This is a genomic window from Pseudomonas sp. GM60, assembly GCF_000282415.1.
GTDB classification, from domain to species: Bacteria; Pseudomonadota; Gammaproteobacteria; order Pseudomonadales; family Pseudomonadaceae; genus Aquipseudomonas; species Aquipseudomonas migulae.
This window is the reverse complement of the sequence record NZ_AKJI01000070.1, coordinates 58713-82825: the sequence shown is the minus strand read 5'-3', so window position 1 is coordinate 82825 and position 24113 is coordinate 58713. Positions and strand designations below refer to the sequence as shown.

Genomic DNA, 24113 nt, shown 5'->3' with positions numbered 1-24113 from the left:
TACATGAGAAATTTATTGCTTTTTGCCGCTCTCTTAATCCCTTTGTCAGTTGCTGCAACGCAATCGGATTGCGCTAATATTTCTACCAGTCAACAAGTAGATGTCTGCGCAAAGCAGGCGAAAGAGTCCGCAGATGCTAACCTTAATGTTAGCTATCAGAGACTGATAAAAAGGGTTGGATCTCAATACCAAGTTGACGCTACTCTGCGCGATGAATTCATGAAAAAGTTGAAAGAGTCTCAGCGTGCTTGGTTGAAACTACGTGATACGAATTGCGCTCTTGAGGCATTTGAAATTGAAGTTGGGCAGCCTGCCTATGTTACTACTGTGAATAACTGTGTTGCGCGAATGAGTTTGGATCGTTCTGTCTATCTGGATAAAACGCTACCCGATTTGTAGTGCGAATAGGGGGGCAGATCGCGTTCTAATAATTATCTGAAAAGGTGATCTGTCCCCGTTTTTATTTTTTCGAAAAATTCCATTGCAGTGCAGCAGGGCGTAGCAGACCGATTTGTTTCAGAGAAGGCGAAAGCACAGGGGCGTTTGAAAGATGAAAGCGGCCACTAATATTCTGATGTTTGCTGTTGAAGTGCTTTTTGCCAGTATTTCAGTGGCTCAAAACAGTTTGGCGCTTTACGTTTCCGATTCAGGAAGTGCGGCTTTAACGGAGGGGCAAGGACGTGCCTCGTTGCTAGTTCTTGCTGGGGGAAACGATAATGGGCAGGCTACGTCGGGTAGTTGCGTAATCGCAGCAAGTTTAACAACTGTAGAAGGAGGCTTTAAAGGTAACCTCTTTCCCGTCAGTACGGGCATAAACAGCTATAGTGAAGAACAAGCGCAGGGAAAAAAAACAAACGTCGAAAGTGATTCCGCGACGATAGTTATAACTGATGTGGATGATGTGGGTATTTGTGCATTAGATAATAGTCTGGTTAATCGCTATAAAAAGATTCTGCTCAATGACAAGAAACATAAAATTGTTTATTCGGAAATGATTGATCTCGCTCACGCCAATGCTCTGTCGTTGTTTAAAAAAGGAAAAAAAGAGGAGGCGATCATCGGGCTTTCTCCTTATGCGGAAAATTATAAGCCTGCTTGGCTGGCTGACAAAGAATTGGCTGGTGTAGTTGTGTCAGCGATAAATGATTATGCCTATTTTCTACAGGAGCATAATCAAGCAGCGGAATCTATCCCGTTTCTAAAAGATATCGTAACTGCTCAGCCAAATAGAGCGGTCGCTTGGTTGAATTTGGCGGATTCGAACTGGGCGGTTGGCAACAAAAACGATGCCGTAAAACAATATGCTGAATATAAAAAGCTCATGCTGTCGGTAAACAAAAAACCCAAAATCCCTTCACGAGTATTTGAACGCTCTGGAGTTTCCTCTAGTTTTTAATGAAAAAGGGAAAGGGGCGGATTTGTTTAGTTTAGCTCGGCACTTTGTTCCGTCCCTTTTATGCGTTGATTGTCTTAGGTGATGTATGAAGTTTTCGAAGTTCGTGCCGTCGGTTTGTATTGTTTACCTGGGGTACGCAGCAGCTGAAATTCCAGATATCGGCTCTGTCTCGGAAGTCGGGGTTGGTCGCGTGGGCAATAATGTCGTCAGGTATATAAAGACATTAGGTAATAGTTGTCTTGATGTTCAGGTTGTTAGCCCTGAAAAAAACTTGGAAGTTTTGTCTTTTTCGAACTTCTGTACCTTTGAAGGTAAAAAATTCGGTTCGGATTTTGCTGATGCTGGTTTCGAGGATATTTCGGTGAAAGCTGACGGTATTCATTTGACACTCAGCCTTACCCCATTGCAGCCAACCGGTGAGCAGCGCAGACGCTGTGTCATTCCTGTTGCGGCTACGATAATTAAAGACCTGGACTGTTCCGAAGCAGGGAAATAAATGAGATGAGTCGGATTCATTTGCTGCTTTGCTCGAGTGCGTGCATAAATACAAGGAAATAGTATTGAATAAGTTGTTTTGGTTAGTGATGTTCTTATGTCCTCCGATTGTGGCGGCTGAACCGATCTTTCAAACCCCGCTGTCGTGTGCGCAGGAAGCGAGGGTCATGAATAATTGCTCGGTGGTTCTGGATAGCAATAATTATCTGGTGGATGCCGGTTCCGGTAAAAAGTTGTCCGGCACGCCGGAGCCGACTGGAGCTTTGAATTCGTCTGAGCTCTATCGGGATGGTAGTCAATACATTCTGGCGAGTGAAAATTTTTCGACGGCTCAGTCCCGCCGCTGGGTGGTGTTTGGATACGAAGATGGAAGAGTTCAATTGCGGAGGATTTACATCTTCTCCTTAGACACCTCTAAACAGTCAGGACCTTATTGGCACGGTTACGATTGCCGACCTGACTCCAAACCATTCCCTCCGCCAAGCGGTGTGCCTTTCAGCGAATCAGCTATGCAGGCATTGTGTGGAGATGTCGAGGGTGACGTGGTCGTTGTGCCGATAGACCCATCCGTCTCTGTGCCCTCCAAATCCGTGGGCGTAAGCGTTCCCGTGTATAGAGCCCGAACCCGGGTAGGCGTTGCGACTTACGTATTTGCTGGAAGTGACGAACCGAATCTGCCGACGGTGTTCTGCCTGTCCAATTGCGTTTCCCGCCCATCGGAAAAGACCAGGTCGCCGGCGGGGAATGCTTCACCTGCTTCAAGTGTTTCCGTTAGCGCTAAGGAAACCTGCAACCCCGACAGCTTCACCAATCCCGATTTGATCACTTGCGGTCAGCAAAGCCTTGAGAAAGTCGATGCCGTCTTGAATGACCAATACAAGAAAGCAATGGTCAGTTTGTCTCCCGCAGACAAGAAGCAACTGACAGACGTGCAAAGAAAGTGGGTGCGATTCAAAGAAACATATTGCGAGGAAATCTATCAGTCCGCTTTACCGGGAGCGGAGGCGCCCATCGAGAAGCTTGCGTGTTTGGCGCGTGCAACCAATGCCCGGTTGGGTGAGCTCATTTATCTACAGACAGGGCTGCCGAATGATGGCTTTTACAAAGCTGCATCGTTGATGGCAGGGCAGGATCGAGAAAACGGCCTAAAGGCCTCGATCAACCTGCTAGGCGGAGTTGAATTCGACGATCCGGTTTGGAAGCAATATGCCGATGCGCAGTGCGACATGAGTTTCCGCATGTTGCGCGAAGACCTCGCCTATTGCGCTGTACGAATGCGTTTTCAGTTACCCATGAACCGCTAAAAAAAGACAGGTCTGAACTCGCCGCCCGAGACAGGCTGTTGAGTCAGGGATTATCGAGAAAGGGGACGCCAAGTCCCCTTTTTTACGTCGATTGATGCGCCACCATCGCCAGCAAGCTGGCTCCTACAGGTCAGCTGACTCGGCTTTGTTGCTTGGCGAAAATCGCCGCCATTTCCGGTTCATCCAAATGATCCAGCGCTCGCTCAACCAACAAATGCACGCCGTCGGCCATGCGGCTGAGCGCCAGGGCTACGGAGCGGCGTGAGCCTTCCACCCCGTCGGCGAGGTCGGAGGCGATGGCGCTGATGGACAGGAGGTCTTCCGAGGCGTTGGCGAGGAGGGCTTCAGTGTTGATGTCGGGGCAGACGCTGAAGAGGTCGCCGTTGCGACGTTTGGATTTTTTATCCGGCGGTGTGCCGAGGTGATGGTCGAGGGCGCGCTCGGCAGCTTCGTGGAGTTTTTTGGAATCTAAGGATTCGTAGGGAGAGGTGGCTTCGTGTTCGGGCGATTTGGATGTCGGATTGGTCATTGGTGTAAATCCTTGGAGTTAATGAATTGTTTTTCTCCGATTTCGGACTTGCACATCCGGTCGCTGATTTCGCGGCAACGAGCAAAGGTTATCGATGAAGATCAGGGATGCCTAGTTCATGAACAACACCACGAGTTGAAGGAAATATCCGATAGCCTCGAGCGTAGAAAGACCAAAAAACCTCAGCTTTTAAACAACAGCGTTTCGTCAATGACTTGGTAGTCATCAGCGTCAAAAACCACGGCATCTTCTTCTAACACTGCGCAATAGTGGCGTTCTCGCTCGAAGCCGCTACACTGCGCCGGCCGTTCATTTTCCTTTTGAGGCTGTGCGCATGAAATTTCGTTTTCTTCTGTGGATGCTGGGTTTGTTGATGGGTAAGGCCAGTCGGACTAATCCTGCGTTTCAGCAGCAGTTGGGTGACAAGGAGTTGGTGTTCCAGCTACAGACCCTGGACGGGAAAGTGGCGCGGCATTTCTTTGTGAAGGATCAGCGCATTACCAGTAAGTCGGGCGTGTATGCCGAGCCGGCGTTTGCGATTGCGTTTAAAGATGCGGCGTATGGCTTCGCCACGATGCAGGCGAAGAACAAGCAATTGGCGTTTATGACGGGGATTCAGGACAAGTCGATTCAGATCAAGGGCAACCCGGCGTTGGTGATCTGGTTTCAGGGGTTGACCAAGTATTTGAAGCCGCGGAAGGCGAAGGCCAAAGCCAAGGTTTGAGGTTGTCAGGTAGACCGAGGTGGATTCTTCGCGAGCAAGCCCGCTCCCACATTTGACCGAGTGTGGGAGCGGGTTTTTTTATGCCTGGGTGAATTGCGAAGCGAGTTCGCGCAGCAGGACTTCGGCTTCGAGGACTTTACTGACGACGTCGTTGGCTTTGTCGCGGGTCAGGCCGACGCGTTCCAGCAGGGCGTCGGGGATGTCTTCATCGGGGCCGGAGCCGATGCCGCGGCTACGCAGCAGGCGCACGGACAGGCACACGAGGTTTGGGTATTCAGCGTAGGCGCCGTCGTAGCTCGGGTCGTGCTGGAAGCGCAGCGCGGTGGCCAGTTCGTCGGGCATGTCCCAATAGCGCATCAGCCATGAGCCGATCTGTTCGCGGCTGATGCCGAGCAGGTGTTGCTCGACGTAGCTGTGGCACAGGTGCGGGTTGACCTCCAGGTGGCGGCAGATCAGCGAGAAGTGCGGCGGGAACACGTGGGCCAGCAGCAAGTAGCCGAAGTTGTGCAGCAGGCCGGCGAGGTAGGTCAGGCCGGCTTCCGGGCGCTGGGCGCGCGGCATGGCGCGGGTCAGGCCTTCGATGACGGCGGCGGTGTAGATCGATTGCTGCCAGTACGGCGTGGTGTGTTGCGGGTGGTCTTTGGGCAGGCTGAGGGTTTTGCCCAGGGCCAGGCCCAGCGCCAGGTTGATCACCAGGTCGAAGCCCAGCACGCGGACGATGGCGTCTTCAACTGAACGAATCTTGCCCGGCGAGGCGTAGTACGGCGACGCCGCCCAGCTCACGACTTGTGCGGCCAGGGCCGGGTCGGTTTCGACCACGCCGGTGATGTCGTCGATGGTGGCGTTGGGGTCGACGCGCAGTTTGATGATTTTCTGCGCGGTCTCGGCCAGCGGCGGAATTTCGATGGTGGCTTCCAGGCGCTGCTGGATGCGTCGCGCGGTGAACGCTTGAACGGCCTGGGTGATTTCCTCGCGGTCATCGTCGGGGCGGTCGAGGTTCGGGCGGATGCTGCTCACGTTCTCGCCGAAGTTGGCGGCGCTGGCCTTGGTCAGCATGGTCTTGAAGGCTTCGCTGGTGATTTCCAGCAGCACACCCGGCTCGCCCGAGTTGATCAGCAACTTCGGTTCGCGCAGCAGGCTTTCTTCGTACAGGCAGGGCGAGCTGGTCAGCGCCGGCAGGCCGGGCAGCAGGCTCAGGTTGTGTTTGCCGAGCATCTTTTCCAGGCGCTCGGTCGACACGGCGGCGAGGCGGCGGCCGGTCAGTTCGGCGAGGCGGTTGAGGTCGAGCAATTGGCTTTGCGGGAACAGCACCATCAGCGCGCCCACGGCGTCGTCGAGCAGCACCGCTTGCACTTTGCGTGAGGCGTTCAGGCCGTGGTGGTCGAGGACTTCTTCGTAGGCGATGCCCAGTTTGGCGAGCAGCAGCCGAATAACAGACGGAGCGTGCGGGGTTTCGGGGACGAGGGCAGCTTCAGTCATGGTCTGTATCCGTATTCAAACAATTGCAGGAGTATAACCAGCTTGTTTAAGGGCAGGGTCCAGAAACTGCGACGGTGCTCACACTTGGCCGTATTGCTGCCCGTGGCGCAGCCAGCGGTCGAGCAGCGGGCTGACGTGATCCGGCCAACGCTCCAGCAATGCCTGGGCGGCGTCGCGCACGGCGGGCAGCAGATCGGCGTCGCGCATCAGGTCCGCGACCTTGAATTGCAGCAGACCGGTCTGCCGCGTGCCGAGCATTTCGCCGGGGCCGCGCAGTTCCAGGTCTTTTTCGGCGATGACAAAACCGTCGTTGGTTTCGCGCATGATGCCCAGGCGCTGACGACCGATCTGTGACAGCGGCGGATGGTAGAGCAGCACGCAATGGCTGGCGGCGCTGCCCCGACCGACGCGGCCGCGCAATTGGTGCAACTGCGCGAGGCCGAGGCGTTCGGGGTTTTCGATGATCATCAGGCTGGCGTTCGGAACGTCCACGCCGACTTCGATCACGGTGGTGGCGACCAGCAGTTGCAGGTTGCCGGCCTTGAATTCGGCCATCACGGCGGCTTTTTCCACGGGCTTCATTCGGCCGTGAATCAACCCGACCTTCAACTCGCCGAGAGCGGCGGTGAGGTCCTCAAAGGTGGTTTCCGCCGCTTGGCAGGTCAGCTCTTCCGACTCTTCGATCAGCGTGCACACCCAATAGGCCTGACGCCCTTCGGCGCAGGCACCGCGCACCCGTTCGATGACTTCGACGCGCCGGGTGTCGGTGACCAACACGGTGTTGACCGGGGTTCGGCCCGGCGGCAGTTCGTCGAGGATCGAGGTGTCGAGGTCGGCGTAGGCGCTCATCGCCAGCGTGCGTGGGATCGGCGTGGCGGTCATGATCAGCTGATGCGGACACATGCGCCCGCCGACGCCTTTCTGGCGCAGCGCCAGGCGCTGTTGCACGCCGAAACGGTGCTGTTCGTCGATGATCACCAACGCGAGGTTCTTGAACTGCACTTCGTCCTGGAACAGCGCGTGAGTGCCGACCACCATCGGCGTGCCGCTGGCGATCTGTTCCAGCGCGGCCACGCGGTTCTTGCCTTTGAGCTTGCCGGCCAGCCACGCGACTTCAATGCCCAGCGGTTCGAGCCAGCGCTTGAAGGTGATGAAGTGCTGCTCGGCGAGGATCTCAGTCGGCGCCATCAACGCCACTTGGTAACCGGCTTCCAGCGCTTGCAGCGCGGCAAGGGCGGCGACCACGGTTTTGCCCGCGCCGACGTCGCCCTGAATCAAGCGCAGCATCGGTTCGTGCTGGCTGAGGTCGTAGGCGATTTCGTTGCCGACGCGTTGTTGGGCGCCGGTTGGATTGAAACCGAGATTGGCCAGGTATTGGGCCGGCAATCGGCTGGCTTTCGGCATCGCCGGCGCGCGCAGGGAGCGCATGCTTTCGCGCAGACGCTGCTGGGACAGTTGATGAGTCAGCAGTTCTTCAAAGGCCAGACGGTGCTGCGCCCAATGATGACCGAGGGCGAGTTCGTCGACATCGGCGTCGGCCGGCGGGTGATGCAGGTAACGAATCGCGTCGGCCAACGGCGCCAGTTGATAGTCCCGCGCCAGTTCGTTCGGCAACCAATCCGGCAGGCTGGTCGGGCCGAGCATCGTCAGGGTTTGCATGCAGAGCTGGCGCAAGCGCTGCTGGGTCAGGCCTTCGGTGAGCGGGTATACCGGCGTCAGGGTTTCATCCACGGGCGGTGGCTCGTCGCCGGTGAGGGCGCGGTATTCCGGGTGGTAGATTTCCAGTCCCGACGCACCGGGCCGCGCTTCGCCGTAGCAGCGAATCCGCGTGCCACGTTTGAGGCCTTCTTTCTGGGCGTTGCTGAAATGGTAGAAGCGCAGGCTGAGCCCGCCGGTGCCGTCCTGCAAGCGCACGACCAGGCTGCGGCGCCGGCCCATGACCACATCGGCGCCGCTGACGGTGCCTTCGATCACGGCATCTTGCCCCGGTCGCAGGTGGCCGATCGGGACTACGCGAGTGCGGTCCTGATAACGCAGCGGCAGGTGAAACAGCACGTCCTGGAGATTCTCCAGGCCGACCTTGGCCAGTTTCTCGGCCATGGCCTCGCCGACACCCTTGAGTGCCGTGACCGACACTTGCGACAACTCGGTCATGACAGCGACTTAAGCCGCAGCCACTGGCGCGGGCGGCTTGGCCACCGAGCACAGGCGAATGGAGTCAGCGAGGATCTCAATGGCTTTCGGACGCGGGAAGCTCGCGCGCCAGGCAATGGCCACGGTGCGGAACGGCACTGGCGCGGTCAGTGGGCGCACTTCGATCACGCCGGGGGCGTAGTGATGGCTGTCCACGGCCGACAGCGGCAGGATCGAAATCCCGAGCCCCGAGGCGACCATGTGGCGAATGGTTTCCAGCGAGCTGGATTCCACCGTGGTGTGCTTGGCGCCGTCGTTGCCTTTGGTCAGCGTCGGGCAGGCTTCCAGCACTTGATCACGGAAGCAGTGGCCTTCGCCGAGCAGCAGCAGGCTCTTGTCGTTGAGCAGGGCGGCGTCGATGGATTCTTTTTGTGTCCACGGGTGCTGGGCCGGCATCAGGACGTAGAACGGCTCATCGTAGAGCTGCAGGGTCAGGACGTCGGCTTCGTTGAACGGCAGGGCGATGATGATCGCGTCGAGTTCGCCGTTGCGCAGTTTGTCGCGCAGCACGTGGGTGAAGTTTTCTTCGATGTACAACGGCATCTGCGGGGCGACCCGGTGCAGTTGCGGAATCAGGTGCGGAAACAGGTACGGGCCGACGGTGTAGATGGCGCCGACTTTCAGCGGGGCGGTCAGCTGGTTCTTGCCGGCCTGGGCCAGTTCGCGGATGCCTTGGGCCTGTTCCAGGACTTTTTGGGCCTGGGCCACGATGCCTTCGCCGACCGGGGTCAGGCGCACGGCGCTCTTGCTGCGCTCGAAAATCAGCACACCGAGTTCGTCTTCAAGCTTTTTCACGCCCACCGACAGGGTCGGCTGGCTGACGTGGCAACGCTCGGCCGCGTGGCCAAAGTGCTGCTCTTGGGCGAGGGTAACGATGTAGCGTAATTCTGTAAGAGTCATAGCGAGCGTCCATGAAGTTGCGGGCCAAGCATACCGGCTGCAATCGATAGACGCACGTTATCAGAGAGAGTGTGTCGAGTGACACCGGGTAATGCCGGTTTGCCGCTGGCGGATATGCAAAAGGCACCTTTCGGGTGCCTTTCTCGAGCAAATCGCCAATCTCTCTGTAGGAGCCAGCTTGCTGGCGATCGGGCATAGCCTCCGCGATCTTGCAGGCTCACCGCACTTGCAGGGGGGGCGACTGCTGCGCAGTCGATCGCTGGCAAGCCAGCTCCTACAAGAGTTATGTCAGCCTTTAGCGGCGGCGTTCCAGCGAGTAAACAAACGGTGCAACAATTTCGATGGAGCCGTTGTTCAGCATGTCGGCCGGTGGCTTGGGCAGCGGCTGGGCACGCTTGATCATTTCCAGGGTGGCCCGGTCCAGATCGGCGTTGCCCGAACGGCCCACCAGTTCGAACGACAACACGTTACCTTCGCCGTCCACCACGAAGCGCAGACGGTTCAAACCTTCCTTGCCCCGCGCCTGTGCACTGGCCGGGTACTTTTTGTACTTGGCCAGGTGCGCCAGCAGGGTGCCTTGCCAACTGGCCTTGGCTGCTTGCTGCGCAGGTGATGGGCCCGGTGCCGGTTGAGCGGATTTCTCCGACGGTGCCTGGGTCGGTTGCGCTTCGCTCGGTTTTTCCTCGGACGGTTTTTCCTTCGGCGGCTCCGGCTTTTTCTCCACAGGCTTGGGCGGTTGAGGCTTGGGCTTGGGTTTGACCGGCTTCGGTACGGTGATTTCTGCCTTGGGCACTTCGGCCAGTTTCGGGATCGGCAGCTCTTCCACCGGAGCAGGTGGTTGTGGTGGCGTTATCACCTTCGGTGGTGCCGGAGGAGGCGGTGCCGGAACCGGCGCCAACTCGACCATCATCGCCTGCGGCGGCAGCTCAATAGGTGGGCGCGACGTCCAGTTCAGCGCCAGCGCAATGGCCAGCGCATGGACGCCCAGCACCACGGCCAGGCTACCGCCGTAACGCGTCAGCTTATGGCGCGTCGTGATCATTTCTTCACTGCCGTCTCGAGTCCGACCAGACCGACCTTCAGGTAGCCGGCAGCGCGCAGGTTGTCCATCACGCTCATCAGGTCGCCGTAGTCCACGCCTTTATCGGCCTGGAAGAAGATCGTCGTGTCTTTCTTGCCCTGGGTCTTGGCGTCGAGCGTGGCGCCGAGTGCTTCGGCTTTCACTTCGTCTTCGCCGAGGAACAGGCGCTGGTCAGCCTTGACGCTGAGGAACACCGGTTTCTCTGGCCGCGGCGCCGGTTTGGCGCTGGAGGCAGGCAGGTCGACCTTGATGTCCACGGTGGCCAACGGAGCGGCCACCATGAAGATGATCAACAGCACCAGCATCACGTCGATGAACGGCGTGACGTTGATTTCGTGGTTCTCGGCCAGATCGTCGTCTGCGCCTTCTTTCAAATGCAGGCCCATGGCCGATTACCCCACTTTCACCATGTGCGGTTGCGAGCTGCGCTCAGGCTGGTGGTCGAGGTCGCGGCTGACCAGCAACAGGACTTCTGCCGAGGCGTCGGACACTTGCGCCTTGTAGCCGGCAATGGAGCGGGCGAACACGTTGTAGATCACAACGGCTGGAATCGCGGCAACCAGGCCCAGCGCGGTGGCCAACAGGGCTTCGGCGATGCCGGGAGCTACGACGGCGAGGTTGGTAGTCTGGGTTTTGGCGATGCCGATGAAGCTGTTCATGATGCCCCACACGGTGCCGAACAGGCCCACGAACGGCGCGGTGGAACCGATGGTGGCGAGTACGCCGGTGCCGCTGCTCATGTTGCGACCGCAGGCTGCGACCAGGCGCTCGAGACGGAAGGCGACGCGTTCCTTGATGCCTTCTTTCTCGCGGCTGTTGGTCGACAGGTGCATCTCTTCCAGCGCATCGTGCACCAACAGGTTGGCGAGGGTGCCGGGCTTGGCTGCCGTTACACTGGCTTCCTTGAGGGTGGCCGCCTTCTTCAGGTGGACGATTTCAGTGCGCAGACGACGCTTGGCGCCCATCAGCTCGAAGCCCTTGGCGATCCAGATGGTCCAGGTGATGATCGATGCGATGGCGAGGCCGATCATCACGATTTTCACGATGATGTCGGCGTTCTGGTACATGCCCCACGGCGACAGGTCATGGGCCATGCCCAGGCTGTTGTCGGCTTCGAGGACTTGCGGCGCGTCTTCACCAGCGGCGTCTACGGCCTGGGCCGGATCGGTGGCAACCGGTGCTGCGTGTTCGGCAGAGTGCTCGGCGGGAGCGGGCGCAGTGGCGGCGGCTGGGGTGGCCGGGGCTTGTGCGTCAGCGAAGGCGGCGGTTGGCGCCAGCATCAGGCTGAGCAACAGGGCGGCCACCGCGCTCCAGGCGCGAGGTCGATTGGTTGGCGAAGCGAGGAGTTGATTACGTGTCATGCTGGCCGGACCTGAGAGGAAAAGACGGTAAATGTTCTTCCAGGCCTCGAAGGCCGAGAACAAAAGTGGCGGGCATTATTGCAAGTAATTCTTGTTAACAGAAGTAATAGAGTATCTTTTTTTCCTTCATTGCTAGCCGCTCGTCCATTGCCGGCGCTAGTCTGTGGCTTTCCGATAGGAGTTTTTTGATGTCCGCGCCCTCTGTTTTGATCGCCGGCTGCGGTGATGTCGGCAGTCGTCTGGCTACACAATTGCTCGCTTGCGGGTGGGAGGTCCATGGCCTGCGCCGTGACGTCTCGCGCCTGCCCGAGGGGGTGATTGGCGTTGCCGGCGACTTGTTCAACAAAGACTGTCCGCAAACCTGGCCGGTCGGTGCGGTGGACTACCTGGTGTATTGCGCGGCAGCCACCGTTCACGATGAAGCCGGTTACCGAGCCGCTTATGTCGAGGGCTTGGAGCATGTGATCGAGTGGCTGGACGACTACGGACAGGTGCCCAATCGCTTGCTGTTCGTTTCCAGTAGCAGCGTTTATGGCCAGCAGGACGGCGAGTGGGTCGATGAAACGTCGCCGACCATCGCTGCCGGCTATTCAGGTCGACTGATGCTGGAGGCGGAGCAAGTGGCGCTCAACAGTGGCATCCCGGCAAGCATCGTGCGTTTGACCGGCATCTACGGCCCGGGCCGCGAATGGCTGCTGACGCAGGTTCGTCGCGGATATCGCGTGGCGATTGATCCGCCGTTGTATGGCAATCGGATTCACGTGGATGACGCGGCCGGGTTGATGGCGTTTCTGCTTGAGGCGGATCGGCGCGGTGTGGCGTTGGATGACGTTTATATCGGCGTCGACGACGCGCCTGCGCCGCTGGCCGAAGTGGTGGATTGGTTGCGTGAATATCTGGGCGTGACTGAATGGGCCGACGATGCGAGTGTGCGGCGTACTGGCAGCAAGCAGTGCAGCAATGCGCGGGTGAAGGCCTTGGGTTGGGTGCCGAAGTACCCGAGCTATCGTGAAGGGTACGCCGCTATCCTCGAAGGCCGCTGCTGATTTCCTTCCGCCCCAAACAACTGTAGGAGCCGGCTTGCCGGCGATGGCGGTGTACCAGCCAACAGAGATGTTGGATGTTATGGCCTCATCGCCGGCAAGCCGGCTCCTACATGGTTTTGCGTTGGCTCTAGAGCCGGGTTACTGCTTTTCCAGCAACCACTTGCGATCACCCGGCGTGAACTGCGGCATTTCGTCTGCCTGCGCGGTGTTCACAGCCTGGAGGATCTCCAGTTCCTTGCCCTTGCGCGCAAAGATCCAGGTGTTGCCCTGGCCCTTGAGTTGCAACCACATGTTGTCGTTGCCGCCGCTCATCGACGCGCAATCGCCCGCCAGGCACAGCGCGTAGCGATCCGCACCCGGCAAACCGGTTACCTGGCCGTCGGCCTGGAACTGCACGGAGCTGCCTTCACCGGGACCGCTGACGACTTTCCAGCTGCCGCCCATGTAGGCGGAATACAGCGCACGTTCGAAGCTGGCACCCATCGGTGCGCCATCCGGCACCGGGATCAGCGCGCGGTCGAAGACCTGTGCGGGTTCGTTGTCGCTGGCGACTTGGGCCAGTTGCTTGCCGTCACGCTTCAGCTCGCTGGCGGAACTGCCGTAGAAGTCGACTTTCCAGGCGCCGGACGCTTCGCCCAGCAGCTTGCCTTCGACGTTCTCAAAACCGTTGGTGTAGCGGGCCTGACCGGCCTTGGTGTTGACGTCCCATTCCAGGTTCGGACCATAGGCCTGGAGCGCTTCGCGCAGGGGGCCGCCTTTGGACGCAGCATCGATCGCCACCTGATTGATCCAGGTGCCGCTGATGTCGCGGTCGGCAGGGTTGCTGGCACATCCGCCCAAGAACAGGGCGACCAGCGAGACAGCAAGCGCAGTGCGCATGGTGGAATCCTTTCAAAACGCTTTTTATACATACGGCATTGGCGCAGCCTTTCGGGCTGCGCCGAACGCATTACTCGATGACCAGAATGGCATCCATTTCAACCTGCGAACCCTTTGGCAGGGCGGCTACGCCGATGGCAGCGCGGGCTGGGTATGGCTGGTCAAAGTACTTGCCCATGATCTCGTTGACCTTGGCGAAGTGGCTCAGGTCGGTGAGGAAGATGTTCAGTTTGACGATGTCCTTGAAAGAACCGCCAGCGGCTTCAGCCACGGCTTTCAGGTTCTCGAACACCTGGACGGTCTGGGCTTCGAAGCCTTCAACCAGTTCCATGGTTTTTGGGTCCAGAGGAATCTGACCCGACATGTAAACGGTGTTGCCAGCCTTGATCGCCTGGGAGTAAGTGCCGATGGCGGCCGGGGCCTTATCGCTGGTGATAACAGTCTTGGTCATGAATGACTCCTTGTAATAGGTTGGCTTAGGCGCGCATGCGGGTGATGCGGATCACCCCGGTCAGTGCGCGCAGTTTCTTGATCACGCGAGCCAGATGCACACGGTCGTGCACGCTGACCACCAGTTGGACCACGCTGATGCGACCATCGCGTTCGTCCATGCTGATTTTTTCGATATTGCCGTCGGCCGCGTTGACGCTGCTGGCCAACAGTGCGATCAAGCCGCGCTGGTGTTCCAGCTCGACGCGCAGCTCGACGTTGAATTCGCCGGTGACATCCTTGGCCCACGAGAGCTGGATGCATTTTTCCGGGTTGTGGCGGATTTCGCTGATGTTGCGGCAGTTGTCGAGGTGCACAACCATGCCTTTGCCCGCCGACAGGTGACCGACAATCGGGTCGCCCGGGATCGGCGTGCAACACTTGGCGTAGCTGAGCACCAGACCTTCGGTGCCGCGAATCGCCAGCGGGCCTTCCGCGCTTGGCAGTTGTTCGCCTTCGCCCAGCAGGCGGCGGGCGACCACGTAAGCCATGCGATTGCCCAGGCCGATGTCTTCGAGCAGGTCTTCGATCAGTTCGAGGCGGTACTCGGTGAGCATGGCCTTGACGCGCTCGGTCGGAACTTTGTCCAGGGCGCTGTCGAAACCGTTGAGGACCTTGTTCAGCAGGCGTTCGCCGAGGCTGATGGATTCGGAGCGGCGTTGCAGTTTCAGCGCGTGGCGGATATGGGTCCGCGCCTTGCCGGTGACCACGAAGTTGAGCCACGCCGGGTTCGGCCGCGCGCCGGGAGCACTGACGATCTCGACCGTGGAGCCGCTTTGCAGCGGTTCGGACAACGGCGCGAGACGACGATTGATCCGACAGGCAATGCAACTGTTGCCCACGTCGGTGTGCACCGCGTAAGCGAAGTCGACCGCCGTGGAGCCTTTGGGCAGCTCCATGATCCGGCCTTTGGGCGTGAACACGTAGACCTCGTCCGGGAACAGGTCGATCTTCACGCTTTCGATGAATTCCAGCGAGTTGCCGGCGCGTTGCTGCATTTCCAGCACGCCTTTGACCCACTGGCGGGCGCGGGCGTGAGTGCCTTTGGGCTGCTCGTCGCCGCTGGATTTGTACAGCCAATGGGCGGCGATGCCGTTGTTGGCCATCTCTTCCATTTCACGGGTGCGGATCTGGATCTCGATCGGAACACCGTGCATGCCAAACAACGTGGTGTGCAGCGACTGGTAGCCGTTGGCCTTGGGGATCGCGATGTAATCCTTGAAGCGCCCCGGCAGCGGTTTGTACAAATTATGCACAGCACCCAGCACGCGGTAGCAGGTATCGACCTTGTCGACGATGATCCGGAACGCATAGACGTCCATGATCTCGTTGAAGGCCCGACGCTTGCCGCGCATTTTCTTGTAGATGCCGTAGAGGTGTTTCTGACGACCGCTGACTTCGCCCTGGATGCCATCGATGGCCAGGCAGTGGCCGAGGGATTCTTCGATCTTGTTGACGATTTCCTTGCGGTTGCCCCGGGCGCGTTTGACCGCCTGGTTGATCCGCGCGGAACGCATCGGGTGCATGGCCTTGAAGCCGAGGTCTTCGAATTCTATGCGGATGGCGTGCATGCCCAGCCGGTTGGCAATGGGCGCATAGATTTCCAGGGTTTCCTTGGCGATCCGCCGGCGTTTTTCACCGGACAGGACTTCCAGCGTGCGCATGTTGTGCAGGCGGTCGGCGAGTTTGACCAGGATCACGCGAATGTCGCGCGCCATGGCCATGGCCATTTTCTGGAAGTTTTCGGCTTGTGCTTCGGCCTTGGTCTCGAAGTTCATCTGGGTCAGCTTGCTGACTCCATCGACCAGTTCGGCCACGGTTTCGCCGAACTGCGCTTGCAGCGCTTCCTTGGCAATACCGGTGTCTTCGATCACGTCATGCAGCATCGCCGCCATCAAACTCTGATGGTCCATGTGCATGTCGGCAAGAATATTCGCCACCGCAAGAGGATGCGTGACGTACGCCTCACCACTGCGGCGGCGTTGGCCGTCGTGGGCTTGTTCGGCGTAGAAGTACGCTCGGCGGACCAGGTTGACCTGGTCCTTGCCGAGGTAGGTCGATAAGCGATCGGCGAGGGCGTCTATGCTCGGCATGATGACTCCTGCCGTTCGCTGTGACCCCGCGCCGTGCTACGTCGACCAGGCATAGGCTTAGACGGCCTCGTTGGACTCGTCCTCGAACGCTGCGAACAGCGGTTCATCCTGGACGATTTCTTGCTCGGCGATGAACTCGTAGCTCATCAGGCCTTCAGCGATTTCACGCAGCGCTACAACGGTAGGCTTGTCGTTTTCCCACTGAACCAGCGGCTCTTTGCCACCGGTGGCCAGTTGACGGGCACGCTTGGTAGAGAGCATGACCAGCTCAAAGCGGTTTTCCACGTGTTCTAGGCAGTCTTCAACGGTTACGCGGGCCATGGTATTCCTCGGAGCGAATGCAATATGCGCGCTGCCCGGTTGGGCGAGCGGACTCAACAGTTTAAAAAATCACCAGCGATTAGGGAAGCGCTGATTTTTTGACCAAGCCCTTCAACGCGCTGCAAGTGCCAATGTAAAGCCCTTGCAGCGGTTTTGGGAAGAGCTGTTTAGCCGAGCAATTCAGCCAAAAGTTTGCCGTTGCGCTGCTGCTGACGCTTCTGATGCAGCTGATTGGCACGGAAAATCGCCTGCAAATCGCGCAGGGCATGGGCGAAATCGTCGTTGATGATCAGGTAGTCGTAGTCAACGTAGTGGCTCATCTCGCTGACGGCTTCACGCATGCGGCCGTCAATGATCTCGTCGCTGTCCTGGCCGCGATTGGTCAGGCGCTGGTGCAAGGCCTGCAGGGACGGCGGCAGAATGAAGATCGAACGGGCCTGGGGCATCAACTTGCGCACTTGCTCGGCGCCTTGCCAGTCGATTTCCAGAATCAGGTCGTGGCCTTCGTCCAGGGTCTGCTGCAGGTGGCTTTGCGAAGTGCCATAGAGGTTGCCGAATACTTCGGCGCGCTCGAGGAAATCGCCGTGCTCGATCATTTTCACGAACTCGCTGCGTTCGACGAAGTGATAGTTCACGCCGTCCACTTCACCGGGGCGCATGGCACGGGTGGTGTGGGAGACCGAGACGCGGATCTCCGCATCAGCGTCAGTCAGGGCCTTGACCAGGCTGCTCTTGCCCGCGCCCGAAGGGGCGGAAATGATGTACAGGGTGCCGGTGCTGTGGGTCATGTCGGGTTTGCCTTACTCAATATTCTGCACTTGTTCGCGCATCTGCTCGATCAACACCTTGAGGTTGACCGCCGCCTGAGTGCTGCGCGGGTCGAAGGCCTTGGAGCCCAGTGTGTTGGCTTCGCGGTTGAGCTCCTGCATCAGGAAGTCGAGGCGCCGGCCGGCAGCGCCGCCGGACTTGAGTACCCGGCGAACTTCGATGATATGGGTGCTCAGGCGATCCAGTTCTTCGGCGACGTCGCTCTTCTGAGCGAGCATGACCATTTCCTGCTCCAGGCGCTGCGGGTCCATTTCCGCCTTCATGTCGGCGAAGCGGTCGAGGACTTTCTGGCGCTGGGTGGCGAGCATCTGCGGGACCAGCTCGCGCAGGGTCACCACATCTTCTTCAATGGACGTCAGGCGATCGTTGATCAACCGTGCCAGTTCCGCGCCTTCGCGCTCGCGGCCAGCCTTGAGTTCCTTCAGGCCTTCGTTGAACAGCGCCAGCGCTTCGGCATTCAGTGCTTGCGGGTCGGTGGCATCGCCCACCAGCACGCCGGGCCAGGCCAGCACTTCCAGCGGGTTCAGCGCGGCCGGGTTCTTGATCAGGCCGGCGATGGTCTCGGCGGCGGCGACCAATTGCGCGGCGCGCTCGCGATCCACTTGCAGGGGTTTATCGGTGTTCTCTTCGGTGAAGCGCAGGGTGCATTCGAGTTTGCCTCGGGAGATGCCTTGGCGCAGCGCTTCGCGGACCGCGCCTTCAAGATCGCGAAACGACTCCGGCAGACGCAAGTGCGGTTCCAGGTAGCGGCTGTTGACCGAGCGCAGTTCCCAGCTCAGGGTGCCTTGGACGCCGGCTTTCTCGACGCGGGCGAAGGCGGTCATGCTGTGCACCATGGAGGTACCTCGCAATGCAGGTCGATGCGTTACCAAAGGTTTCGCGGACCCGCTATCTGTGAATTAAAGCCGACAGGCAGCAAAGGCGCAGGATTGTAGCGCAGTGGGGCGGATGCGCCCAAACACACGGTGTGACAAAGGGCTGCAGGCCGTCGGTAAAGCGCTGTTCTAAGCTCAGGCCAGAGCCTTCAATCGTCGGGCGGATTTTTTAGAAGTGCCCAGTATTGGCGCGCGGCTCTATAATGCTCGGCAGTTTTCCGTCCCCCGTACAGGTATTCCCTATGAAACGTCCAAGTGGTCGCGCTGCCGATCAGCTCCGCTCGATCCGCATTACCCGCAACTACACCAAACACGCCGAGGGATCTGTACTGGTCGAGTTCGGTGATACCAAAGTCATCTGCACCGTCAGCGTCGAAAACGGCGTGCCGCGTTTCCTCAAAGGTCAGGGCCAAGGCTGGCTGACCGCCGAATACGGCATGCTGCCGCGCGCCACCGGCGAGCGTAACCAGCGTGAAGCGAGCCGCGGCAAGCAAGGCGGCCGCACCCTGGAAATCCAGCGTCTGATCGGTCGTTCGCTGCGCGCCTCGCTGGACATGTCCAAGCTGGGCGACGTCACCCTGTACGTCGACTGCGACGTGATCCAGGCTGACGGCGGCACCCGCACCGCGTCCATCACCGGCGCGATGGTTGCGCTGGTCGATGCCTTGAAAGTGATCAAGAAGCGCGGCGGCCTGAAAGGCGGCGACCCGCTCAAGCAAATGATCGCCGCCGTTTCGGTAGGCATGTACCAGGGCGAGCCTGTGCTCGACCTCGACTACCTGGAAGACTCGGCTGCCGAGACCGACCTGAACGTGGTGATGACCAGCACTGGCGGCTTCATCGAAGTTCAGGGCACTGCCGAAGGCGCGCCGTTCCAGCCTGAAGAGTTGACCGCTATGCTTGAACTGGCGAAGAAAGGCATGACCGAAATCTTCGAACTGCAAAAGGCTGCACTGGCTGACTGACCGGAACCATCCCAGACAAGGAGGACAACATGAGTGACGAGCAAGAGCTGCTTCCCGTCCCGAGCAAAGAAGTTCGGCAATGGGCGATGTATTGTCACCTGTCCGCCTTGTTGGGGATCTGGATTCCGTTCGGCACGCTGATCGGCCCGCTGATTCTCTGGCAGATGAAGCGCGAGATGGACCCGTTTGTCGATGCGCAGGGCAAGGAGGCGCTGAACTTTCAGATCACCGTCGCCATCGCTTCCGCCATCTGCTTCCTGCTGATGGTGTTGATCATCGGGTTCTTCCTGTTTGGGTTGCTGGCGATCGGTGCGTTGGTGTTGACGATCATTGCTGGCGTGAAGGCCAATGAAGGGGTGCCGTATCGGTATCCGTTCACTTGGCGGTTGATCAAATAACGAACAGCACATAGTTCCTGTGGGAGCAAGCCTGCTCCCACAGTAAAAATCAACGGGTGTAAAGGTGTCGATAAAATGATGCTGCGTGCAATGCGCAGTTCATGTCAGCCTAAAACTAAATAACGTCATTTGTAGGACTTTTCTTTTTTTTAAGTTAGAAGCTTACTAAGTTTACATCTGATGTTTACTATTTCAGACTAAGCCCTTCTCCAAGATTTATATTGAGCACTGATTGTCCTAACATGTTTAGTCACAACTGCAGCGCTTCAACATAGCCTGTAGTCATTGGCAATGAGACTTGTCGATTGATAAAGTTGTTTTCAGCACTATCCACTAAGAAATATCTCGATACGTTCAGGCCAGTGACGGTTCTTGAATCCAATACCAATTAGTGTTGATAAAAATCAACCTGTTCTAGAGGCGTGTCCGGGTAAACAGTTCGCCTATGAATATATATTCCAAGAGTATCCAATGGTTCAGCTCGATTTTTATGGAACACTTGTTGCTGCCTCTTTAGTGCTGTTGCTGGGACGCGGACTAGTCACACGAATCGGTTTTTTACGCAGCTACAATATTCCCGAGCCTGTAGCAGGCGGCCTGGTAATTGCTCTGCTTCTCCTGTCTTTGCGGGGCCTTGATTTTGAAGTCCGATTTGACACCTCCCTGCAGACTCCCTTGATGTTGGCGTTTTTTGCCACTATTGGCTTGAGCGCGGACTTCGCCAGTCTGAAGAAAGGCGGGCGCGTAGTGGGGGTTTTTCTCCTGGCAGTCATCGGGCTTCTGGTGGTGCAGAATGCCTTGGGCATCGGGCTCGCAAAGGCTTTGGGGCTCGATCCGTTAATGGGCTTGTTGACGGGCTCGATAACGCTGTCTGGTGGTCACGGTACAGGCGCAGCCTGGGGAGCAACGTTCAGTGAGAAGTTCGGTCTGGCATCCGCCTCTGAACTTGCCATGGCCTCTGCAACGTTTGGGTTGGTGTTGGGCGGGCTGATCGGTGGCCCGGTCGCTCGCCTGCTGATCAAGCGTGTCCAGACACCCGGCTGCGAGCACGATAAGCCGCGGTTGCCAAAGGGCTTTGAGCAGCCAAACGAAGAGCGCGCGATCACGCCGTTTTCGTTCATCGAGACACTCGCTCTAATCGCCATCAGCTTGATGGCGGGCACTCTTCTGAACGGCCTGCTTTACGGAACTGCATTTGAACTGCCGACGTTCGTTTGCGTCCTGTTCGTGGGTGTGATTTTACGCAACGGGCTTTCAGCGTTTGGCCTGTATCAAGTGTTTGAGCGTGAGGTCTCGGTCCTGGGGAATGTCAGTTTGTCGCTGTTTCTGGCGATTGCTTTGATGTCACTCAAACTGTGGGATCTGGCTGCGCTGGCGCTGCCGATTTTCATCATCCTGGCCGCGCAAGCGTTAGTGATGGCGTTGTTTGCGATTTTCGTTACGTTCAGAGTCATGGGCAGTAACTATGATGCGGCAGTACTGGCGGCGGGGCACTGCGGTTTCGGATTGGGTGCAACACCCACTGCCATCGCTAACATGCAAGCAGTGACACAGCGTTATGGGCCATCGCAAATTGCGTTTCTGGTGGTGCCGATGGTGGGGGCGTTCTTCATCGACATTATTAATGTCGTCGTGATCAAGATTTACCTGGCGCTGCCTCTGTTCGCTGCCGTTTAACGTAGGTCGCATAAAAATGCCCGTATCTTTCGATACGGGCATTTTCGTTAACCGGTGCGCTAGATTGTCAGCGTCCAGTCGTAGTCCACGATCAGCGGTGCATGCTGCGAAAACCGTGGCTGACGTGGCAAGCGCGCGCTGCGTACGAAGCGGCGCAGGCCCGGCGTCAGTATCTGGTAATCGAAGCGCCAGCCCAGGTTGAGCATCTCGGCCTGTTCGTTGTCCGGCCACCAGCTGTACTGATCGCCTTCACGGCTGACTTCGCGCAGGGCATCGACATAGCCCATGTTGCCGACAATCTCGTCCATCCAGGCACGCTCAGGTGCCAGGAAGCCCGGGGATTGCTGGCTGTCGCGCCAGTTCTTGATATCCAGCTTCTGTTGCGCCACGTACAGCGAGCCACAGTAAATGTACTCGCGACGTTTGCGTCGCTGTTTATCCAGATAACGGGCGAAATCGTCCATTAGCTTGAACTTCTGGTTCAAGTCTTCATCGCCGTTCTGCCCCGAAGGGAGCAGCAAGGTCGCGATGCTGACCTTGTCGAAATCGGCTTGCAGGTAGCGCCCGTAGCGGTCGGCCGTCTCGAAGCCGAGACCGCTGATGACTGCCTTCGGCTGCAACCGCGAATACAAAGCCACGCCACCCTGGGCGGGAACTTCGGCTTCGCAGGCATAAAGGAAGTAGCCATCCAGTTGGAAGGCTGGATCGTCCAGTTCAAAGGCGGAGGCGCGGGTGTCCTGCAGGCAGATGACGTCGGCATTCTGTGCTTGCAGCCAACTGAGCAAACCTCGCTCCACTGCAGCCTGAATACCATTGACGTTCACACTGATGATCCGCATAAATGGCCCCAAAAATCGCGTGCGTGTATGATACACGGCGTCAACCTAATTAGCTAAATCCGTGGTATTTGGGGTTTTTTTCATGCAAGCGTATCAGCGCGATTTCATTCGTTTTGCCATCGATCGCGGCGTTTTGCGCTTCGGTGAGTTCACCCTGAAGTCCGGGCGTACCAGTCCATACTTCTTCAATGCCGGCCTGTTCAACTCGGGTTCGGCCCTGGCGCAGCTGGGTCGTTTCTACGCGGCGGCCATCGTCGAGAGCGGTATTGCGTTCGACGTATTGTTTGGCCCGGCCTACAAAGGCATCCCTTTGGCGGCGACCACTGCCGTGGCCCTGGCTGAACATCACGACCGTGATTTGCCATGGTGCTTCAACCGCAAAGAGGCCAAGGCCCACGGCGAAGGCGGCAGCCTGGTCGGCGCGCCATTGACCGGCGATGTGCTGATCATCGACGACGTGATCACCGCTGGCACCGCGATCCGCGAAGTGATGCAGATCATCGCCTCCCAGGACGGCGCCAAGGCAGCGGGCGTGCTGATCGCCCTGAACCGCCAGGAGCGTGGCAATGGTGAATTGTCGGCGATCCAGGAAGTGGAGCGTGATTTCGGCATTCCGGTGATCAGCATTGTTTCGCTGAATCAGGTGCTGGAATTCCTCGCCGACGATCCGCAGCTCAAGCAACACCTGCCAGCCGTAGAAGCCTACCGCGCCCAATTCGGCGTCTGACCCTGTAGGAGCCAGCTTGCTGGCGATCAATGCAACGCGGTGTGTCAGGCACGCCGCTTTGGCGGGAAGGGGTTACGTACAAATAAAGAGCCCCCGTTCGGGTCATCCGGACGGGGGCTTTTTTATTTCTGATACCTGTTCATCGAAGTTTTTGCCACTTGAGCGCGAGTTGGACGGTCAGCTTCAGGTTGAACAGCGCAAACACCATCAGTGCAAACACAACCATCACGTAAAGCGTGCGATCCACATCAAATGCCCACAGATCCAGTTTGCTGCTGCCCATGATGTTCACCGCGGCAGGCAAGTTGACGTAAAACAGTGCCATGAATGCACTCGTCAGCGGCAAGGCGCAGCTGAACAACGCGTTAATCACATTCTCTCGACCACGTTTCCTGGCTTGAGCGCCGGACTGCTTTTCATCGAGCATCAGCGCTTCGTTCAACCTCGGCCACGCAAGGTTGAACATGAAGGTGGTCAGGGTCAGCAGCAGGCCACTGACCGCGACGACGTCACTGAACGGCATTCAGGCCCAGTGTCTGGCACAACAGCGCGTGGGAGTCTTCGCTGATTTCGAACTGCCCGGCACTGCCTTTACGTTTGATGATGGGTTTGAAGGTTGGCTCGTTCTGTGTGATCAGCATGTTCAGCTCATCGCGAATAACGTCCGAACTGATCACCACCAGATACACTGTTTGCGCGTGTTCTGCAGATTCGATCACGGCTCGCATGCTGTGCTGCAGAATCTCGTCCAGTTGATTGCGAAAGCGTGAAACCGTGTTTTTCAGCAGGGTTTTGCTTTGGCTCTGGGTCAGCTGGAAAATCGTTGATATCTGCGATTCGGTCGGCAGGGTTTGCCCGAAGTAGCTTTGAATCAAATACAGCAAGCGGTCCTGTTTCGCTTCATCGGCCCGGCTCGGCATACCGCCTTCTACCAGCATTTTCAAGTATTCGGTCAGGCTCGCCTTGGCGATACGCTGTAGGGCGTGGGCGATTTCGTGATCGGAAATTCTAAGTGTCTTTTTGACCGGCTCCTTTTGCTCGAGGTCGAATGCCTGGGCGTCGATCGTGAAGGAAATCTGCATGGCTGATCAACTCCGAGGCTATTTTTTGCTGGCAGGGTTGGAGGTTTCGACCCTTTTGATTGCTGCGGGTTTGTCGGCTTTCTTTGGATAGGGATCAATCACGGCGTCGCCCTGGCCGGAAAGAACTTTCCATCCATTGCGCGTGTGTTTCGATTTCAGATACTGAGGGCATGGCGGGATCGAGGTCTTTGCCTGATTCGAATACTGATGTCCGCAGTCCACGCATTCAAAGGTGCCTGCTGAAACATCGCTGCCGTAAGGAACGTAGTCTTTTTGCATGAGGTCATTCTCCTGTGGATACAGGGAAGATCCTATGCGGACTAATACTGACGGGATGTCAGACGTTTCGCTGAGTTAGGTCGGACGTTTCCGGTGCGCATAAAAAAGATCGCAGACTTCGTCAGCTCCTACGGAATATTCGTACGTCCGTAG

The 24113-nt window shown here is 58.0% G+C and carries 27 protein-coding genes; 10 read left to right on the top strand and 17 right to left on the bottom strand.

Annotation, left to right across the window (positions count from 1 at the left end):
• Nucleotides 1-3 precede the first annotated feature (3 nt).
• The 4 genes from PMI32_RS0128910 (at nt 4) to PMI32_RS30675 (ending at nt 3195) form a co-directional block, all read left to right on the top strand.
• A complete protein-coding gene (locus tag PMI32_RS0128910; protein WP_050550359.1) occupies nt 4-399 on the top strand; it encodes a lysozyme inhibitor LprI family protein in 396 nt (131 codons plus the stop codon).
• A gap of 151 nt (nt 400-550) precedes the next feature.
• A complete protein-coding gene (locus PMI32_RS11845; RefSeq protein ID WP_008030631.1) occupies nt 551-1396 on the top strand; it encodes a tetratricopeptide repeat protein in 846 nt (281 codons plus the stop codon).
• Between the two features lie 85 nt (nt 1397-1481).
• Nucleotides 1482-1892, top strand: a complete 411-nt coding sequence (locus tag PMI32_RS30300; protein ID WP_157214366.1) for a hypothetical protein — start codon at nt 1482-1484, stop codon at nt 1890-1892.
• Nucleotides 1893-1956: 64 nt separating this feature from the next.
• On the top strand, nt 1957-3195 hold the full coding sequence (locus PMI32_RS30675; RefSeq protein WP_238541027.1) for a lysozyme inhibitor LprI family protein: 1239 nt from the start codon (nt 1957-1959) through the stop codon (nt 3193-3195).
• A 130-nt stretch (nt 3196-3325) separates the two neighbouring features.
• Here PMI32_RS30675 and PMI32_RS11850 read toward each other — a convergent pair whose 3' ends face one another.
• Nucleotides 3326-3724 carry a DUF6124 family protein gene (locus PMI32_RS11850; protein ID WP_008030625.1) on the bottom strand — a complete coding sequence of 133 codons (399 nt, stop codon included), beginning with the start codon at nt 3722-3724 and terminating at the stop codon, nt 3326-3328.
• A 334-nt stretch (nt 3725-4058) separates the two neighbouring features.
• On the opposite strand from PMI32_RS11850, the gene PMI32_RS11855 reads away from it, so the two are divergent.
• Complete coding sequence (locus PMI32_RS11855) at nt 4059-4448, top strand: hypothetical protein (RefSeq protein WP_008030620.1); 390 nt, start codon at nt 4059-4061, stop codon at nt 4446-4448.
• Nucleotides 4449-4526: 78 nt separating this feature from the next.
• On the opposite strand, the gene PMI32_RS11860 is transcribed toward PMI32_RS11855, so the two are convergent.
• The 6 genes from PMI32_RS11860 to exbB form a co-directional block, all read right to left on the bottom strand.
• Nucleotides 4527-5927 (bottom strand): aminoacyl-tRNA deacylase and HDOD domain-containing protein, encoded by a 1401-nt coding sequence (locus tag PMI32_RS11860; RefSeq protein ID WP_008030618.1) that lies wholly within the window; start codon nt 5925-5927, stop codon nt 4527-4529.
• 78 nt (nt 5928-6005) lie between these two features.
• Nucleotides 6006-8081, bottom strand: coding sequence for an ATP-dependent DNA helicase RecG (recG, locus tag PMI32_RS11865; RefSeq protein WP_008030616.1), 2076 nt, complete (start codon nt 8079-8081; stop codon nt 6006-6008).
• Nucleotides 8082-8090: 9 nt separating this feature from the next.
• On the bottom strand, nt 8091-9020 hold the full coding sequence (locus tag PMI32_RS11870) for a hydrogen peroxide-inducible genes activator (protein WP_008030615.1): 930 nt from the start codon (nt 9018-9020) through the stop codon (nt 8091-8093).
• Nucleotides 9021-9315: 295 nt separating this feature from the next.
• Entirely contained in the window at nt 9316-10062 is a 747-nt protein-coding gene (locus PMI32_RS11875) for an energy transducer TonB family protein (protein WP_008030614.1), read from the bottom strand.
• Nucleotides 10059-10487 carry a TonB system transport protein ExbD gene (exbD, locus tag PMI32_RS11880; protein WP_008030611.1) on the bottom strand — a complete coding sequence of 143 codons (429 nt, stop codon included), beginning with the start codon at nt 10485-10487 and terminating at the stop codon, nt 10059-10061. Before exbD ends, PMI32_RS11875 begins: the two co-directional genes overlap by 4 nt.
• 6 nt (nt 10488-10493) lie before the next feature.
• Nucleotides 10494-11462: a tonB-system energizer ExbB gene (gene exbB, locus PMI32_RS11885; RefSeq protein WP_008030609.1), complete on the bottom strand. Its 969-nt coding sequence runs from the start codon at nt 11460-11462 to the stop codon at nt 10494-10496.
• Nucleotides 11463-11650: 188 nt separating this feature from the next.
• Here exbB and PMI32_RS11890 point away from each other — a divergent pair, with 188 nt between their 5' ends.
• Nucleotides 11651-12508: an SDR family oxidoreductase gene (locus tag PMI32_RS11890; RefSeq protein WP_008030607.1), complete on the top strand. Its 858-nt coding sequence runs from the start codon at nt 11651-11653 to the stop codon at nt 12506-12508.
• 138 nt (nt 12509-12646) lie between these two features.
• On the opposite strand, the gene PMI32_RS11895 is transcribed toward PMI32_RS11890, so the two are convergent.
• The 6 genes from PMI32_RS11895 to PMI32_RS11920 form a co-directional block, all read right to left on the bottom strand.
• Nucleotides 12647-13387 (bottom strand): putative periplasmic lipoprotein, encoded by a 741-nt coding sequence (locus PMI32_RS11895; protein ID WP_008030606.1) that lies wholly within the window; start codon nt 13385-13387, stop codon nt 12647-12649.
• A gap of 70 nt (nt 13388-13457) precedes the next feature.
• Nucleotides 13458-13838: a deaminase RidA gene (gene ridA / locus PMI32_RS11900; RefSeq protein ID WP_003229509.1), complete on the bottom strand. Its 381-nt coding sequence runs from the start codon at nt 13836-13838 to the stop codon at nt 13458-13460.
• A 25-nt stretch (nt 13839-13863) separates the two neighbouring features.
• Nucleotides 13864-15969 carry a bifunctional GTP diphosphokinase/guanosine-3',5'-bis pyrophosphate 3'-pyrophosphohydrolase gene (gene spoT, locus PMI32_RS11905; RefSeq protein WP_008030605.1) on the bottom strand — a complete coding sequence of 702 codons (2106 nt, stop codon included), beginning with the start codon at nt 15967-15969 and terminating at the stop codon, nt 13864-13866.
• A gap of 57 nt (nt 15970-16026) precedes the next feature.
• Nucleotides 16027-16290, bottom strand: a complete 264-nt coding sequence (rpoZ, locus tag PMI32_RS11910) for a DNA-directed RNA polymerase subunit omega (protein WP_008030604.1) — start codon at nt 16288-16290, stop codon at nt 16027-16029.
• Between the two features lie 167 nt (nt 16291-16457).
• Nucleotides 16458-17078, bottom strand: a complete 621-nt coding sequence (gene gmk / locus PMI32_RS11915) for a guanylate kinase (RefSeq protein WP_008030603.1) — start codon at nt 17076-17078, stop codon at nt 16458-16460.
• A gap of 12 nt (nt 17079-17090) precedes the next feature.
• On the bottom strand, nt 17091-17954 hold the full coding sequence (locus tag PMI32_RS11920; protein WP_008030602.1) for a YicC/YloC family endoribonuclease: 864 nt from the start codon (nt 17952-17954) through the stop codon (nt 17091-17093).
• Between the two features lie 281 nt (nt 17955-18235).
• On the opposite strand from PMI32_RS11920, the gene rph reads away from it, so the two are divergent.
• From rph to gltS, 3 genes are all read left to right on the top strand, one after another.
• The gene (gene rph / locus PMI32_RS11925) at nt 18236-18958 is read left to right on the top strand and encodes a ribonuclease PH (protein WP_008030600.1); all 723 of its coding nucleotides are present in this window, start codon (nt 18236-18238) and stop codon (nt 18956-18958) included.
• 29 nt (nt 18959-18987) lie between these two features.
• Nucleotides 18988-19356: a DUF4870 domain-containing protein gene (locus tag PMI32_RS11930; protein ID WP_008030599.1), complete on the top strand. Its 369-nt coding sequence runs from the start codon at nt 18988-18990 to the stop codon at nt 19354-19356.
• Between the two features lie 471 nt (nt 19357-19827).
• Nucleotides 19828-21033, top strand: coding sequence for a sodium/glutamate symporter (gene gltS / locus PMI32_RS11935; protein WP_008030598.1), 1206 nt, complete (start codon nt 19828-19830; stop codon nt 21031-21033).
• Between the two features lie 59 nt (nt 21034-21092).
• On the opposite strand, the gene crc is transcribed toward gltS, so the two are convergent.
• Entirely contained in the window at nt 21093-21872 is a 780-nt protein-coding gene (gene crc, locus PMI32_RS11940) for a catabolite repression control protein Crc (protein ID WP_008030595.1), read from the bottom strand.
• 82 nt (nt 21873-21954) lie between these two features.
• On the opposite strand from crc, the gene pyrE reads away from it, so the two are divergent.
• Nucleotides 21955-22599, top strand: coding sequence for an orotate phosphoribosyltransferase (gene pyrE, locus PMI32_RS11945; protein WP_008030591.1), 645 nt, complete (start codon nt 21955-21957; stop codon nt 22597-22599).
• A 139-nt stretch (nt 22600-22738) separates the two neighbouring features.
• Here pyrE and PMI32_RS11950 read toward each other — a convergent pair whose 3' ends face one another.
• The 3 genes from PMI32_RS11950 to PMI32_RS11960 are packed head-to-tail and all read right to left on the bottom strand — an operon-like array spanning nt 22739 to nt 23960.
• Nucleotides 22739-23122 (bottom strand): hypothetical protein, encoded by a 384-nt coding sequence (locus tag PMI32_RS11950; RefSeq protein ID WP_008030589.1) that lies wholly within the window; start codon nt 23120-23122, stop codon nt 22739-22741.
• Complete coding sequence (locus PMI32_RS11955; RefSeq protein WP_008030586.1) at nt 23109-23681, bottom strand: hypothetical protein; 573 nt, start codon at nt 23679-23681, stop codon at nt 23109-23111. Before PMI32_RS11955 ends, PMI32_RS11950 begins: the two co-directional genes overlap by 14 nt.
• Nucleotides 23682-23699: 18 nt before the next feature.
• Nucleotides 23700-23960 (bottom strand): hypothetical protein, encoded by a 261-nt coding sequence (locus PMI32_RS11960; protein WP_008030584.1) that lies wholly within the window; start codon nt 23958-23960, stop codon nt 23700-23702.
• Nucleotides 23961-24113 lie beyond the last annotated feature (153 nt).

Coding starts and splice junctions, on each gene's coding strand:
- PMI32_RS0128910 (WP_050550359.1), top strand. CDS start 4: ATGAGAAATTTATTGCTTTTTGCCGCTCTCTTAATCCCTTTGTCAGTT.
- PMI32_RS11845 (WP_008030631.1), top strand. CDS start 551: ATGAAAGCGGCCACTAATATTCTGATGTTTGCTGTTGAAGTGCTTTTT.
- PMI32_RS30300 (WP_157214366.1), top strand. CDS start 1,482: ATGAAGTTTTCGAAGTTCGTGCCGTCGGTTTGTATTGTTTACCTGGGG.
- PMI32_RS11850 (WP_008030625.1), bottom strand. CDS start 3,724: ATGACCAATCCGACATCCAAATCGCCCGAACACGAAGCCACCTCTCCC.
- PMI32_RS11855 (WP_008030620.1), top strand. CDS start 4,059: ATGAAATTTCGTTTTCTTCTGTGGATGCTGGGTTTGTTGATGGGTAAG.
- PMI32_RS11860 (WP_008030618.1), bottom strand. CDS start 5,927: ATGACTGAAGCTGCCCTCGTCCCCGAAACCCCGCACGCTCCGTCTGTT.
- recG (WP_008030616.1), bottom strand. CDS start 8,081: ATGACCGAGTTGTCGCAAGTGTCGGTCACGGCACTCAAGGGTGTCGGC.
- PMI32_RS11870 (WP_008030615.1), bottom strand. CDS start 9,020: ATGACTCTTACAGAATTACGCTACATCGTTACCCTCGCCCAAGAGCAG.
- PMI32_RS11875 (WP_008030614.1), bottom strand. CDS start 10,062: ATGATCACGACGCGCCATAAGCTGACGCGTTACGGCGGTAGCCTGGCC.
- exbD (WP_008030611.1), bottom strand. CDS start 10,487: ATGGGCCTGCATTTGAAAGAAGGCGCAGACGACGATCTGGCCGAGAAC.
- exbB (WP_008030609.1), bottom strand. CDS start 11,462: ATGACACGTAATCAACTCCTCGCTTCGCCAACCAATCGACCTCGCGCC.
- PMI32_RS11890 (WP_008030607.1), top strand. CDS start 11,651: ATGTCCGCGCCCTCTGTTTTGATCGCCGGCTGCGGTGATGTCGGCAGT.
- PMI32_RS11895 (WP_008030606.1), bottom strand. CDS start 13,387: ATGCGCACTGCGCTTGCTGTCTCGCTGGTCGCCCTGTTCTTGGGCGGA.
- ridA (WP_003229509.1), bottom strand. CDS start 13,838: ATGACCAAGACTGTTATCACCAGCGATAAGGCCCCGGCCGCCATCGGC.
- spoT (WP_008030605.1), bottom strand. CDS start 15,969: ATGCCGAGCATAGACGCCCTCGCCGATCGCTTATCGACCTACCTCGGC.
- rpoZ (WP_008030604.1), bottom strand. CDS start 16,290: ATGGCCCGCGTAACCGTTGAAGACTGCCTAGAACACGTGGAAAACCGC.
- gmk (WP_008030603.1), bottom strand. CDS start 17,078: ATGACCCACAGCACCGGCACCCTGTACATCATTTCCGCCCCTTCGGGC.
- PMI32_RS11920 (WP_008030602.1), bottom strand. CDS start 17,954: ATGGTGCACAGCATGACCGCCTTCGCCCGCGTCGAGAAAGCCGGCGTC.
- rph (WP_008030600.1), top strand. CDS start 18,236: ATGAAACGTCCAAGTGGTCGCGCTGCCGATCAGCTCCGCTCGATCCGC.
- PMI32_RS11930 (WP_008030599.1), top strand. CDS start 18,988: ATGAGTGACGAGCAAGAGCTGCTTCCCGTCCCGAGCAAAGAAGTTCGG.
- gltS (WP_008030598.1), top strand. CDS start 19,828: ATGGTTCAGCTCGATTTTTATGGAACACTTGTTGCTGCCTCTTTAGTG.
- crc (WP_008030595.1), bottom strand. CDS start 21,872: ATGCGGATCATCAGTGTGAACGTCAATGGTATTCAGGCTGCAGTGGAG.
- pyrE (WP_008030591.1), top strand. CDS start 21,955: ATGCAAGCGTATCAGCGCGATTTCATTCGTTTTGCCATCGATCGCGGC.
- PMI32_RS11950 (WP_008030589.1), bottom strand. CDS start 23,122: ATGCCGTTCAGTGACGTCGTCGCGGTCAGTGGCCTGCTGCTGACCCTG.
- PMI32_RS11955 (WP_008030586.1), bottom strand. CDS start 23,681: ATGCAGATTTCCTTCACGATCGACGCCCAGGCATTCGACCTCGAGCAA.
- PMI32_RS11960 (WP_008030584.1), bottom strand. CDS start 23,960: ATGCAAAAAGACTACGTTCCTTACGGCAGCGATGTTTCAGCAGGCACC.